The organism is Wolbachia endosymbiont (group B) of Schoenobius gigantella, assembly GCF_964031005.1.
GTDB lineage: Bacteria > Pseudomonadota > Alphaproteobacteria > Rickettsiales > Anaplasmataceae > Wolbachia > Wolbachia pipientis.
In genome coordinates this window covers 792,340-804,745 of record NZ_OZ035002.1, presented here as the reverse complement: position 1 = coordinate 804,745, position 12,406 = coordinate 792,340, and the positions used below count along the sequence as shown (strand labels likewise).

8 protein-coding genes and 1 pseudogene are annotated in these 12,406 nt (G+C 34.9%); 2 read left to right on the top strand and 7 right to left on the bottom strand.

Features of this window, described 5'->3' with window-relative positions:
• From ACQH2O_RS03750 to ACQH2O_RS03720, 7 genes and pseudogenes are all read right to left on the bottom strand, one after another.
• Positions 1-1,830 carry a phage terminase large subunit family protein gene (locus ACQH2O_RS03750; RefSeq protein ID WP_425385370.1) on the bottom strand — a complete coding sequence of 610 codons (1,830 nt, stop codon included), beginning with the start codon at positions 1,828-1,830 and terminating at the stop codon, positions 1-3.
• Positions 1,827-3,311, bottom strand: a complete 1,485-nt coding sequence (locus ACQH2O_RS03745; RefSeq protein WP_425385369.1) for an ankyrin repeat domain-containing protein — start codon at positions 3,309-3,311, stop codon at positions 1,827-1,829. Before ACQH2O_RS03745 ends, ACQH2O_RS03750 begins: the two co-directional genes overlap by 4 nt.
• 19 nt (positions 3,312-3,330) lie before the next feature.
• A complete protein-coding gene (locus tag ACQH2O_RS03740; protein ID WP_425385368.1) occupies positions 3,331-3,816 on the bottom strand; it encodes a hypothetical protein in 486 nt (161 codons plus the stop codon).
• A 7-nt stretch (positions 3,817-3,823) separates the two neighbouring features.
• Positions 3,824-5,034 (bottom strand): annotated as a pseudogene (locus ACQH2O_RS03735) (DNA modification methylase).
• Between the two features lie 112 nt (positions 5,035-5,146).
• The gene (locus ACQH2O_RS03730; RefSeq protein ID WP_425385367.1) at positions 5,147-5,611 is read right to left on the bottom strand and encodes a crossover junction endodeoxyribonuclease RuvC; all 465 of its coding nucleotides are present in this window, start codon (positions 5,609-5,611) and stop codon (positions 5,147-5,149) included.
• Between the two features lie 818 nt (positions 5,612-6,429).
• On the bottom strand, positions 6,430-7,848 hold the full coding sequence (locus ACQH2O_RS03725) for an AAA family ATPase (RefSeq protein ID WP_425385366.1): 1,419 nt from the start codon (positions 7,846-7,848) through the stop codon (positions 6,430-6,432).
• A gap of 886 nt (positions 7,849-8,734) precedes the next feature.
• Complete coding sequence (locus ACQH2O_RS03720) at positions 8,735-10,810, bottom strand: AAA family ATPase (protein WP_425385365.1); 2,076 nt, start codon at positions 10,808-10,810, stop codon at positions 8,735-8,737.
• A 237-nt stretch (positions 10,811-11,047) separates the two neighbouring features.
• Between ACQH2O_RS03720 and ACQH2O_RS03715 the strand changes: the two genes are divergently transcribed.
• Both ACQH2O_RS03715 and ACQH2O_RS03710 read left to right on the top strand, forming a co-directional pair.
• Positions 11,048-11,542 carry an RNA polymerase sigma factor gene (locus tag ACQH2O_RS03715; RefSeq protein ID WP_213864031.1) on the top strand — a complete coding sequence of 165 codons (495 nt, stop codon included), beginning with the start codon at positions 11,048-11,050 and terminating at the stop codon, positions 11,540-11,542.
• 52 nt (positions 11,543-11,594) lie between these two features.
• Entirely contained in the window at positions 11,595-12,404 is an 810-nt protein-coding gene (locus ACQH2O_RS03710) for an ATP-binding protein (RefSeq protein WP_425385364.1), read from the top strand.
• Positions 12,405-12,406 lie beyond the last annotated feature (2 nt).

Here is a 12,406-nt window from a genome sequence, read left to right as displayed (position 1 = left end):
TTACTTGCTGATCCATTTGCTTTTGACTATTTTCTTTGATTTTTTACTTTCTGGTTTTTCACTTAAACTATTCCATTTACTCTCTGGCCATCTATCTATTCCCAGTGCTATCGATGCTGCTCTTGCATAAATTCGGCAATCTAGTACTTCATTTCTTTCTCTTACCTTTTGCCACTCTTGTTTAGTGTATCCTTTTACTACTTTGCTGACTAATTGCTCTGCCGTTAACTGCTTAAAATATTCAGGTGCATACTCCGGAAAATGACAATATCCTGCTGGCACTTTCTCTTTTTCTCCGCTTTTTAAAACATTAAGTAGCTGAAAAAGCTCTGACTTTAATATCGATACTCCTACTGGCAATAGTTTTATTCCTCTTTTCAGCTTTTGCCCGCCAACTGTTATATCAACTCTACTTGGGCTACTCAGCGGCACTAGTGCTTTATTTACACCTTTCACTGCCATTACTCTTCCAGATCCTTGATGACTCCTTACCCAATTGTATACTTCTTGTGTTGCATAACCTGCATCAACTGCCATCATGCTTATCATATACTCAAGCCCATTTTCACCGATAAAATGATGATTGAGGAGCTCCGAAAGCTTTCCCCATACTTCTCCACCTCCTGTATCACCTTCAAATACTCGGTAGTCTATTGACCAACTTTCACGACTTTTTCCCCATGCTACAACTTCCACCTCTAAGCGATCTTTTTGGACATCTACTCCTGCTGTGAGAACTACTTCGCCTTTTGGTACTGTGCCTACGGGAAAAAATTCTCTCCTGTTAAATAATTGCTTCCAGTCTGGTACTTCTCCTTTATCTACCCAAGTTTCTCCTAAAGTGGTATTTATCCAAACTTTCAGTAATTGTTCACTCTCTTTTGCATGGAGAAAATCTTCTACTGCTTGAGTCCAGCTATACCACCCAACTGGACTATAAAGACTTGAAAGATGAAATCCTTTTTTCTCACCTTTTACTCTATTAGTAGGTCTCCATTCTCCACGCTCAAGCATCTCTGTCTTTTGATGATTTTCTATTTTGCCGCTACATTCAGTGCAGACATAATGTGCTGTTCTTGAGTCGTTGTTTTTCCATTTTATTTGTGACCATTTCAGAACTTGATAGTAATTACAATATGGACATGGTACAAAAAAGTACTGCTTATCTGTTGCTTCAAATTCTTTCTCAATTCTGCTTATTCCATGAATCGTTGGTGTTGATACTAAAAAAATCTTTCGCCGTGCAAATGTATTAGTTCGAGCAATACTGAGCAGCACTGGATCTCCTTCACCACCTGAATCTCCTGGATAGGCATCTATTTCATCAAGAAAGAGATATTTTACTGGCATGGACCTCAGTCCTACACTGCTGTTTGCTCCAGTTATTACTACTATTCCACCTGGAAATTCCTTGCTTTGTACAGTATTCCCTGAATCTCTTGATCTTGGGTCTTTTACTTTACTTTTTAAACATGGTGTACTTTCAATCAGTGGCGCAAATCTTCCTTTTGACCAACGCTTTCCCATTTCAACTGTTGGCTGTACTACTAGCATTGGACCTGGTGTCTGATCGATGATATAGCCAATCCAGTTATTACCAGCTTCTGTTCCCCCAATCTGCGCTCCTTTCATGAATACTATTTTCTCCGCTGGAGAAGATGGAGATAGTGAATCCATGATTTCTTTTAAATAAGGAGTTCTTTCCGTTCTCCATTTACCTGGTTCTGATGCTGCAGTTGGCGCTAGAACTCGATACTCATTCGCCCACTCTGATACTTTAAGCTGGGGATCTGGTCTTAAACCTTCAGAAAAAGCTCTAGCGTATATCATTGTCTGCATCTACTCATAATTGGTTCTATCTCGACATCATTAACAATAGAACTACACTCCTCCATCTCCATAAGCATCTTTTTCTGAAATTCGTTTTCTATATATCTTTTGCTCATCTCACTTATCATTATTGCTATAACAAGAGCAAATATCCCTGTTATTGTTGCAAAAATGATTGCACTGCTTATTGTTGCTGCTGTTAAACCTATATATGCTGCCATTACTACTGCGCTAACTGTAATACAGATGCAGATAATATTATTATGTTTTTTCATCCTTTTATCTGCTATTTCTCTCTGTGCTATATATTTATTATGAAGGGTTGGAAAATTAACAACGGTATCTCTGCAGAGCAATGCCCCATTTTTTTCAGTAAACAAAACTTTAAGTAACTCTAAATTGTTTGATTTGATTGCTAAGTGAAAAACAGGTGTATAATTTGCTCCTTTTTTCAGCAATAACTTTACTACATGTAAATGCCCTTTTTCTGCAGCAAGATAAATCGGTGATAGACCTTTATTATTTACAATATCAATATTGATTTCTTCTTTTAAAATTGCATCTACAATCTCAATTTCTCCTCTTTGTGCAGCTAAATGGAGTAGACTATTCTTTTCAGAACCGTATTTATTACTCATCAAAGCCTTCTTTATCTCAGGTTTAGCGTAATCAAATGGTGTTTTACCGCTATCGTCTTTTACCAGAGGGTCTATATCTTCTCGCGTTAGTAAAACTTCTATTGTTTTAAGTCTTTCAGCGTAATGTAGTGGTGTTTTATTTTCGTAGTCTTGCAAATTGACTTGAGCATTAGGCTCCTTTATTAAGAATTTGAGAATATCAAGACACAAATCTCTTTCATCATAATTAGCATTACTTACAGCTATATGAACAGGTGACAATTTCATTGAGTTTTGTCCCATGCGTGCACTATTTACATCTGCTCCTAGCTTCAGCAGTAACTTTACTATCTCCAACTTTTTATTATTAACTGCGTAATGCATTGGTGTCTGATTTCGTGCATCAAAGACATCTATTTCAGCGCTTCCTTCTTCCACTAAAACTTTGACAACATTTTCATGTCCTATGCCTGCTGCTAGATGTAATGGAGTATGATGCAGAGCATTTCGTACATTAACGTCAATACCTTTTCTTATCAAATATCTAACTGCATTAACTTCACCTATCATTGCAGCTAAATGAAGTAAGTTATCTTGTTCTGATCCGTATTTGTTATTAATTAGCGCTTGTAATATTTCTGCTTTTTTCCCTTCTTTAGCATAGTCAAGAGATGTTTTACCATCATTATCTTCTACGAAAGGATTAATGTTCTTCTTCGTGAGTAGCAGATCTACCATGCTTAATTCGTCAAATTCTATAGCGCAATGTAGTGGGGTTTTTCCATTTAATCCTCTAACATTAACATCTAATCCAGGTTGATTAATGAGACACTTTATTAACTCCAAACTTAAGTTATCAGCCATTTTATATTCAAAATCTTTTTTATATTTGAAATTTAGTATTAGATAATTCTTGTAATGAGTTTGTAATCTCTTCAGTTAGCGCCATATGAATCTTTTCAGTGTCACTCAGTGATGCAAGCAGTGCTGAGACTCTATTTGGAATATTAAGCAGATTATTACGTACAACTCTTGCTACATTAAATGCATCGCGCTTTACCTCCTCTACTGCTACAAGTTCTCCTATCTCAGCCTTAGCTTTCGCCTCAAGCAGTTTACCTCGTTCCATTTCATTTTTTATTCTAGTTTTTAGCAACATCGTGGAAAGGTTACTTGTATTTTCATTTTCTGGATTTTTCCTCCTCAGTGGCTGACTTGGATCTCTTATTGCCGCTACTGCTTCATTTGCTTGTTCTCTATTGATCAAACCATCCTCCAACTTAACTATTCCTTTTTTTACTAAATAACAGACATATTGCTTTGATACTCCTATCTCTCTTGCCCATTCTGTTTGTGTGATTTTTTCCACTTTTTTCTTACTGTTTTTCTTCTTGAATCTTTGAAAAAGTTTTACCAGTACCAGAAAGAATTGCTTCCCTACCTGTGTACACTTGCCAACGTTTTATCGTTACATCTACAAATTTTGAATCTAGCTCTATTGTCCTACAAATTCTTCCTGTTTTCTCACATGCAATCAGTGTACTTCCAGAACCGCTAAATGGATCAAGTACTATGTCTCCTGATCTGCTGCTGTTTACTATTGCTCTCTCCATTAGCTCTACTGGCTTCATTGTTGGATGTAGTGTATTATGTGTTGGCTTATCATAAAACCACAGATCACTTTGATTTCTTCCTCCATGCCACTCACGTTTATTGCCGCTTTTCCATCCATAGAGCATTGCTTCGTATTGTCTTTGATAATCAGATCTACCTAGCGTAAAATGATTCTTTGCCCAAATGATAAATGTTGACCATTTTCCTCCTGCTTCCTCAAATGCTTTTTGCAAAGTTGAAAACTCTGATGATGATATGCAGATGTAAATTGCACCTTTCGTATATGCTAAAATATGGGAACAGATGCCATAGAGAAAAAGCTCATACTTTTCACCTTGATTATCGTTTAGTATCTTTTTATCTTGACTGCTACCATAATCAACGTTATATGGAGGATCACAAACAGTAATGTCTGCCATTTTATCATCTAACAGCGCTTTATATGATTCAACTACAGAGCTATCACCACAATAGATTCTATGATCACCTAAAATCCATAAATCCCCTGGTTTTGTTATTTCTACCCTTTTTTCATCACCAACCAAGTCAGAAAAATCTTCTTTTTCACTATCTAAATCATCAAGGAAATGTTGAACTTTTTCTAATTCAAATCCAGTCATTTTAAGGTCAAACTGCAAATCTTCTAATTCTTGAATTTCCACTCTCAAAAGATCATCATCCCACTTTGCCCAATTAGCTGATTGATTTGCCAGTAATCGAAAAGCTTTGGTTTGTGGCTCATTTAAATTATCACTGAGGACCACTGGAATACTCTCCATACCAAGTTTTCTTGCTGCTTTAAGTCTTAAATGACCATCAACCACAGTTCCATCGCTTTTTGCAACTATTGGTATACGAAGCCGAATTCTCGAATAGAAGCACACATTCTGTTGACTACATCGTCATTTTTACGTGGATTACGCTCATATTCGACTAGATCTCGAGTAGGATAGTAGTGGATTGCTAAATTCATATAATTTAAATTCTTAATAACTAAAAGGTTAATATTTAAAATATCTCTGACGCTAAAGAAGGCCTGGGGTCAGCACCACCAAACCCGCCAGTATGGCCAAAAGGACCCACTTTTATGGTATTTTTGATGTGTTAAAATCTTTACTGAAATTCATAACGTAGAACATTAATGCCAAAGCATCGGCCTCATTATCATCTCTAGGTAAAAAACCTTTTCTCTTTACAGCTTCAATAACTTCACTCTTACTTGCATTGCCTTTGCCTGTTATAAAGCGTTTTATAGTTTTAACATTAACACCTTGGTATGGCACATGATGTTCTTCACACCAAGCAGACAACACTGCAAGAAAACCACCATAGCAATGGGCTGCATCAGTTCCTAAATGCCTTCTCACCTCCTCAAAGTACACTACAGAAATGTCTTTCAAAGAATTAAGCCAATTATGAAGGTTTAAGAAGCACATACCGCCTCCACTGAAACGACTACCATGAAAGCTTTTGCTCCCACTTTGAATTACTCCATCTGTCAGAATTGCCCAGCCCGTTTGTTTGCCAAGGTCGAGTGTTAAAATTGACATATTCATTATTTAAAACTATGAGTAGCACCGATTCCCAAAATATCGTTTGGTTCCTGCAAAATACACTAGCAATTCATAGTTTTTTACTGGCCAACAACGAGAATTATGTGCTATTGTAGAAAGTTGTTTTCTTGTTATATATATTCACCAAAATTACGAAAACTGTTCACTTTTTTTTTGCAAAGGATAAAAACCTTGTTAAACTTGCCTGCAGGTTTGTTTTGTAACAGTAAGATTACTAAGGATAGCTTTTATTTGAGTTTAAAGGCTATTATAGACGTTCTTTGGTGAGCAGTGATAGTTTTTTTTTTCCCTAAAGCCACATCTAGCTTTAAAACACAGTTTTTGCCTTATTTAAAAAAATATAAATTCTCAATTACGTAAAAGCCTAGATTTCTTTTGCTTTCTGTTTTCCAACTTTTCTGTTTGAAGCACATCTACACTCAATGCCCCTATACTAATATATACCGGATTTCTTACTACTTTTTCCGGGATTTTTTGAAAAAAAGTTAAAATAATTTTAAATTACCAAAAGAATTAAAGAGAGCCTAAACTTTAAGAACCCACTAAACGTAAGTCCGACCTCCTAGACACCTTACTATTTGAGTTGAGAGGAGATTACACGAGCTTTTGATCCCCCTATCTAGATCATCAATAACGCTATAATAGCCCTTTAAATGGTTTAAAGAATTATGTTGCAGTAGAGAGATTGTTTTGGCTCCATCCCCTTTTTGTAAAGCTAAAGATACTAATGTTAGCAAACTCTATGAATTTAAGAATAACTGTAGAAACTACCATTGTTTAAGTCAGGAAAAATATTACTTACAATTTAATAATTTTCCAAAATCAATTATGTTTGAAAAGTAATCACTATCTATAACATCATCACTTACATCATTGACGTGGATAAGGACTGGACGACATGAAAAGCCTTTTGGACGATTTAGTGCATCTATTTTCTTTTGTACCTCTTGTATTATTGAATGACCAATTTTATCTTTTGAAAATTTGATCTCGCAAATGTAGAGAGTGTTAAACTTCGTTTGAATCATATAATCAATTTGACAACCTGCACTATTACGCGTTCTTTTCTGAAAAAATGGATTCTCGCTTATTATTCCATCAATTCCTAAGATATTATGTATACTCTTTCTATTGTTCAGCACCAAATTTTCAAATTGAAGCCCAATAATTGTATACCACTCTGGTAAGAACCCTATAGAATAGGTGTCACGACTAATTTTCCCTAGATCTTTTTCGATATATTTTAGATAAAACCTTAAATAATTATCTTGAAGTCTGTATCTCCTGAGTCGTGAATCAGTACCAGTTTTTATACTCCAAGTATGATCTTTTGCAATAAAACCAGCAAGCTCAAGCTCATGTAGATACTCAGAAATGCGTCCATGTCTTACGATATTTAAAGTAGCACAAATTTCTTCTTGTTCTTTAGCTCCAGTAGAAAGAGCTCTGACTATTTGCTTATAAAAAGCCGTTTTTCGCATGAATAAATCTGAGAATATTTGATTAAATTCTTCAACTAAAAACCCACCTTTTGTAAAACAAAGCCTTTTAATATTTTCTTCAGCGCTATGTTTAAAATTTACCTCCTCTAAATACTTTGGAATTCCGCCAGTTACTGCAAGCACCTTAAATTTTTCATATGCTGAAATATTTTTTGGCCAAAATTCGTTGCAATCAGAAAGTGATAATTCTCCGAGTGTTAAAGTCAACGATATTCTCCCTACGAAACCAGTACTACTAAGTATATTTTTCTCGATCCAGGATGAAGCTGATCCACAAACAACAAAAATTAGCTTGTTATTATTTTTTAGCTGCGTATCCCAAAAATTTTTTATTTTGCCTAAAAAGGTTGGATCTTTTGAGCCCATCCAAGAAATTTCATCAAACAGCAATAATGTTTTTCCTGATAGTAGACGTTCACCAACTGCCCATAGTAAATCGCTCCAGTCATCATACCTAGCAAAAGATGTATTAAATTGTCTAGCAACTTGTCTAGAAAATTCATTAAGTTGGTAGGACATTGTAGTATGCTTTTCTGGTGGCAAACCTATAAAGGAGTAATATTGTTCAAAATACTTACCAAACTCTTGAATTAAACGACTTTTTCCTATACGACGCCTTCCTTTGACTACTACAAAAGATGCAGTATTTTTTTCTGTAAGCTCCAGTAGTTGTTTTAACTCAGTTTGCCTACCAATAAATGATGGAGACATAAAATACGAAATATAAATCTTTGTCTCCGTTATACTAGATAAAATTGGAGACGTAAATAAATAAATTTAGATCTTTGTCTCCATCTTGAACTATTGAGAGGGTTTTGTAGCTTATGTTTATGGCAGCAACTTTTTTCCTTTAGCTTCATCTACAAATTATTTATAGAGATTACCTAAAGACTCAACTTAAGAATTTTAGATAAAAGTCGTTATATCTCAATAAGACCTCCAAAACCAGCTCTTGTTTCACCTAAATTACAAAAACTTTTCACTTTTTTGAAAAAAATGTTTTACAACGAATAAAAAGCGTGATAGGGTACAATAAGGGTTTTTTTATAACAAGTAAAACTTTAAAGCAAGAAATAATTTAGAAATGCCTCATAATCGAGTTTTAAGCTACCCTACGTGAGTAACTTAGGTCTTGGTGGTATAATTGTACCCTGAGGTTGTAGAATCGCTTTAAAATCCAATTACGGTTCATTTGTTTTTTCTGAGCATTGTCTTTCATTTCTTTTATCAGATAATTTTGAAAGAGAGCTTTACACGTATCCATAGCTTATTATTGTAGACTGGTTAGTAACCGAACAGAGTAGTATGTTTTAAAGTCATACTACTATATTATTATTATATAATAATAGGAAATTTTGGAAACTGGAGACTGGTCAAAACTCCTCAATACTCCTAAGCTTTTTGCCACCTAAACCAGATTACAGCTCAGAAATCTGTCAACCATTAAACCATTGAAAATCTGGCATTTTTTTACTACCAGAAAGTACCAGATCTCATAAACTGCACCAGATTCTGCCAAGACTGAAGAGTTCTGGAGTCTGAAATAATCAATATACTTCGTAAGTAACCTTATTACTGTAGATGATATAGAAGAGATCTAATTATAGTAAAGCCAAATGTTTGAATCTTCAACTGGCATAATACTGCCATATTCTGGCGATTTATAATCGGTTGGTAAAATCTTCTCATATACTGTAATATCCTTATTTAGTTGGTTTGTAACTTTCTTTTCCATATCTTCAACACAAAGTATCCCATATTTACTTCTTTCAGCATTTTTATCATTCCTGTTAAACTTAATGTAACCTTTTGCAGCAAGAACATCAATGCGTTCACGAATGGAGTTTTTACTACCAAGACCTGCTTTATTTTCAAATACCTCACAGAATGTATTGATTGTATATACTTTCCCTCTATTTCTCGCCTCGTCGTAAATTAATTGCAGTATAATATCATATCTACGAGAACGCTCTGCATCTAATTTTTGTCCATAATCTTTATGTATCAGTCTCTGTGACTCATAATCAAGTATTTGCCAGCAGTTATCGATTTTATCAACACATTTTGATGGAATAGCATGACCATTACGTAATTCAAACATCAGTTGACGACTACTTTGCCGTTCATCTGGCTTAAACATTATCATTCCCGTAGTATAAAAGCTTCTTAATGAACCAGCACCACTGAAACTCTGAAAAGGATCTTCTTCTAATGATTTCTTTTGCATCTTCTTCGTGTGATGTACTAAAATGACTCCTGCATTCGGATTAACTAACGCTCTCAATTTTTCAACTCTTTCTTGCAGGAAAAATAGCATAGCATTGTTATCATTTTCACTACTGTTCTCGCCAGCATCAAAAACGTTACGTAGTGGATCAATAGCTATAATATCAACTGTATTTGAATCAAATGATTTTTTTATTTCATCAAGAACTTCATCTATACTATTATCATTTAAGAGTAGCTTTGTTTGAGGTGTAATGACTAAGTTATCCAAAGCAATCTCAAGCAGTTCTTCATTGATTTTTAGTTGCTGTAGACGTTCACGCATATAGTGGTAGCCAATTTCAGTTTGAAGATAAAAGATTCTTAAAGGCCTTTTAGGTACCATATCAAGAAATTGAGCTCCTGCTGCCATGTAAATTAGCCAAGAAATTAAAAAGTCACTTTTTCCTACTTTAGGTGCTCCAGCAAACACTAAAAGTCCACTTGGAGTTAAAATTCGAGGAGCAACTATATCTTCTGGCATCGGTGATTTATCGTTAAAGTATTGCCTTGCAGAAAATGAAATCAAACTTTTTGTACTTAGAGTATTAGTAGTAAGTGCAGTTGAAGCTAAAAATTCTTTAACATTTATTCCTTCCTCTACACAATCTGCAGCATCCCAGCCTTTTGTTTTATTTTGTGGAATATTAAGAACAACAAGTGATTCAACTCCGATTTCTAAAAGCTTTTTTTCAGCATTTTTAGCATATTTCTTACCTGCTTCATCATTATCTGGCCATATAATAATGTGTTTACCTTTTAGCGGAGTCCAATCAGTTTTCTCAATAGGTGCATTTGCTCCAGACATCGCTGTTGTTGCAGTTATTCCCTTCTCTATCAGCGCTTCTGCACATTTTTCCCCTTCCACCAGAACAATTTTATCAGACTTTAAGATTTCTGGAATATTATATAGAGGCCTTATTTCTGGTGATGCAAACTTAGATTGTTTGATATCAAAAGGCTTGTATACTTTTTTCTTTCCAGGAGGATCAGAACGATAAACTTTTACAATCACCTGACCATTTTCATCATAATAATTCCAACTTTGGGTAATGAATTTCTCAAAGTCTTCATCAACATATTGTTTCTCTCTGTATTTTTTATTATTTCCGAGCCATTCACTTATTGAAGCTATTACCTCAGGAAACTCTGTCCTTGCATTCTTTCTATGCACAGCTGCCCAAAGGTCGATAATGTCACCACCTTCTCCAGTTGCAAAATCATTCCATAACCCGGCTCTACTGCCACTTAGTTCTACTCTTAAACTTTTTCCTTTATTACCCCATATATCACCTACTTGAAACTCATTTTTGTGAAAAGTTCCGTTAGGTAGCAAGTACAAAAGACAAGATCTTAAGTTTAATAGAAGTTGTGCTTTAAGTTCTTGAACATTGTATGAAACACTCATAATTAACCTTTAAACTATAAATTCGGAGTCTTGTTCTATATATTCACCGGATTTACAAAAACTGTTCAGTTCGTAGGTGCATTGTCTGATCAAAGTTTTGAGTGTCTGAGGTTTGAAAAAAGATTCCAGGTTTTCAGAGGGTAAAAAACTCACGATTGTCTGAGGTATTTTTTTCATGTCCTACAATATTTACTAAGAAAGTTTCATCCTTAAGTCTTTCATTTAAGGATACATCTTATGAAATCTCGAAACTCTTATTCAGGTATTGATCCTAAAGTTGTTAATTTAATAAAATTTTACGCAAAATATTATAAATCGCTTACTGATCAAGATATTGAAGACATAGAACAAGACCTCTTCTGTGAGTTTCTTTCATGCATAGATCAGTATGATAAAACTAAGGGCAGTCTTTCAACCTTTGCTAAGCAAGTTGTTAAAAATCGTATTAATAATCTAGTCCGTAAACACTCACGTACTACTCCTAAGCTTGAAAATAATGTGCAACAAGAAAGTTACTGCTTTGAAGATGAAACGATACTACGTATTGATGTTGAGCAAATTATTTCAAAATTACCAAAGAAGTGGCAAGTTTTATGTGAACAACTTAAACATCACAGCATTGCTGAAGTTGCAGACATGAACAATATGTCACGGACTACTTTGTACAACATTTTCAAGAAAATGCGATCTAAATTTGCACCTGTTTACGGAAAAAAGCATAAGAAAAATTGAACAGTTTTTTGAAATTTGGTGAATTTATATATAAGTGCATATAGGTAAAAACATGAAAATAATAAACAGCGAAGAAAGAGCAAAAATGGTCACAGGTGTGAAGATAGTAATCTTTGGCCCTTATGGAATTGGTAAAACTAGCTTACTCAAAACTCTCGATGAATCAACAACACTTTGCCTTGATTTTGAAGCAGGACTTCTAGCTGTACAAGACTGGAAAGGAGATTCAACTGAGATTCGCACTTGGAATGAGGCCAGAGACATTGCTTGTCTTATTGGTGGTCCTAATCCTGCATTAAGGTCTGATCAAGCGTATAGTCAAAAACACTATGAGCATGTCTGTAGCAAGCACAAAGATCTTCTTTCTGAAGTTTCTAAATACCGCTCTATCTTTATTGATAGCATAACTGTAGCATCACGTTTATGCTTTTCATGGGCAAGAATGCAACCGGAAGCTTTTTCAGATAGATCAGGAAGAGAAGATAAAAGAGCTGCTTATGGGTTACTTGCTCAAGAAATGATGGCCTGGCTCAATCAGTTTCAACATATCAGAGACAAAGACATCATCATAGTTGGCACATTAGGTCAATATCTTGATGACTGCAATCGTTCAACCTGGCTACCTCAATGTGAAGGGGCTAAAACTGCCAGTGAGATTCCCGGCATTGTTGATGAAGTGATTAGTATGGTTGGAATTAAGAAAGATGATGGAACAGAGAAACGTTCATTTGTCTGTCAGACTATTAACTCTTGGGGATATCCAGCTAAAGATCGAAGTGGCTGCCTGAATATGGTTGAAGAACCGCATTTAGGTAAATTACTTGCAAAAATTAAAGCCAAAACCTTGGCTTCTGTTGCCTAAAT

Coding starts and splice junctions, on each gene's coding strand:
- ACQH2O_RS03730 (WP_425385367.1), bottom strand. CDS start 5,611: ATGTCAATTTTAACACTCGACCTTGGCAAACAAACGGGCTGGGCAATT.
- ACQH2O_RS03750 (WP_425385370.1), bottom strand. CDS start 1,830: ATGATATACGCTAGAGCTTTTTCTGAAGGTTTAAGACCAGATCCCCAG.
- ACQH2O_RS03715 (WP_213864031.1), top strand. CDS start 11,048: ATGAAATCTCGAAACTCTTATTCAGGTATTGATCCTAAAGTTGTTAAT.
- ACQH2O_RS03725 (WP_425385366.1), bottom strand. CDS start 7,848: ATGTCTCCATCATTTATTGGTAGGCAAACTGAGTTAAAACAACTACTG.
- ACQH2O_RS03720 (WP_425385365.1), bottom strand. CDS start 10,810: ATGAGTGTTTCATACAATGTTCAAGAACTTAAAGCACAACTTCTATTA.
- ACQH2O_RS03745 (WP_425385369.1), bottom strand. CDS start 3,311: ATGGCTGATAACTTAAGTTTGGAGTTAATAAAGTGTCTCATTAATCAA.
- ACQH2O_RS03710 (WP_425385364.1), top strand. CDS start 11,595: ATGAAAATAATAAACAGCGAAGAAAGAGCAAAAATGGTCACAGGTGTG.